The organism is Natronospira elongata, from assembly GCF_034931365.1.
GTDB classification, from domain to species: domain Bacteria; phylum Pseudomonadota; class Gammaproteobacteria; order Natronospirales; family Natronospiraceae; genus Natronospira; species Natronospira elongata.
On the sequence record NZ_JAYGII010000094.1, the window covers coordinates 1 to 1,364 of the forward strand.

Here is a 1,364-nt window from a genome sequence, read left to right on the forward strand (position 1 = left end):
TTGACCCGCACGGCCAGCGTGTGCTCCCCGTCAGGAAGATCGGCTCTGGGCATGCAATCCGCCCCTTCTGTATCGCCGCTACAATCAACCGGCCAGGGGCTGTCGTTGCGCTGCCATTCAACGGTGTCGGAATCGACGCCGGAACCCGCATCAGTCCAGGCAATACCTATCGGGTAGCGAGCATCGTTGCTGATTTCGCCGTCTGCCGGCGATTCGATCATGACGGACGGCGAGACGGTATCAATCATGAAGCTCACCGAAGCCGTTTCAGACTCGTTACCGGAAAAATCCTCCACCGTCGCATTCAAGGTGTACTCGCCGTCCTCAAGGGCGTCTGAGGGCAAACACTCTGCTCCGTCCAGATCAAAATAACATTCAGGCTCCCAAGTCAATGCATTGAGCTCAAGATGAAGCGTACCTTCATCCACACCTGTCCCGATGTCATACCAGTCAATCTGCACCGGAACTGAGGGGTCGTTGTGATAACTCCCTTCAGCAGGACTTGCGATCTCGATCTCGGGCGGGACCCGGTCTGTGAACAAGACCGAGGTCAGCATCTCGCCGCTCATGCCGGTGATTGCCGCTTCATTGCCGGCAACCCCTGCGCCATCGAACTGGCGAACGTGGCGGCGGGAGTGGGGCCAAACAGTCTTGTCCCTGCCGTCGCTGGTCAGGCCACGGGTACCACCGGCACCCGGATAGCCGGCAAAGGGTTGCAGGCTGGTGAGTTCCGCGCCGCCGGCGGAATAGCGCGTGAGCCAGGCCGGCCGAGCCAGCCAGATGCCACCTTCGCCATCCGGGGCAATTCCCCGGACGGAACCCACACCAGGCGGTTGAAAGCTCTGATAGACCTGATCTTGCTGAAGGAACAAGATACGCTGGTTGCTCGCAAGCCAGAGCGTTTCGCTATCCTGGTCCCACGCAAGATAGGAAAGGGATTCGTCTGCAGCCAAGTCCGGCTGGGCGATTGCGTGCGCTTGACCATCCCTGTCAATCACGTGAAGCGCATCAGCAGTCGCGACGTACAAGCTGGTGGACTCCGGATCCAGGGTGATATCCTTGATCTTTGCACCGACCGGATAATCAGATGCACGCACGCCGGAATCCACATCGAATACGTGGACGGCATCCCTCCCCTGCAACCAGATTCGACCTCCGAAACCGGGCTCCACCTTGAGAGCGGACAACTCTGATGCCCAGTCTTGATCAAGGGAAAAGGACATTAGGCGGGCACCATCAAAATCATAGGCACGCAGCGTCAGTTGCTCTTCGCCTCGACCACCGCGGCCACGGCCACGACCCGGCGGTCCGGACTGGGTTTCTATCTCAAGGGTCCAGGCGATGGAGAGTTCACTGTCCAGTGC

1 protein-coding gene is annotated in these 1,364 nt (G+C 59.4%); it reads right to left on the reverse strand.

Annotated elements, in window-relative coordinates; genetic code table 11:
- Positions 1 to 1,364 (reverse strand): Ig-like domain-containing protein (locus tag VCB98_RS13880; RefSeq protein WP_346053550.1); only part of this gene is annotated, 1,364 nt, incomplete at both ends.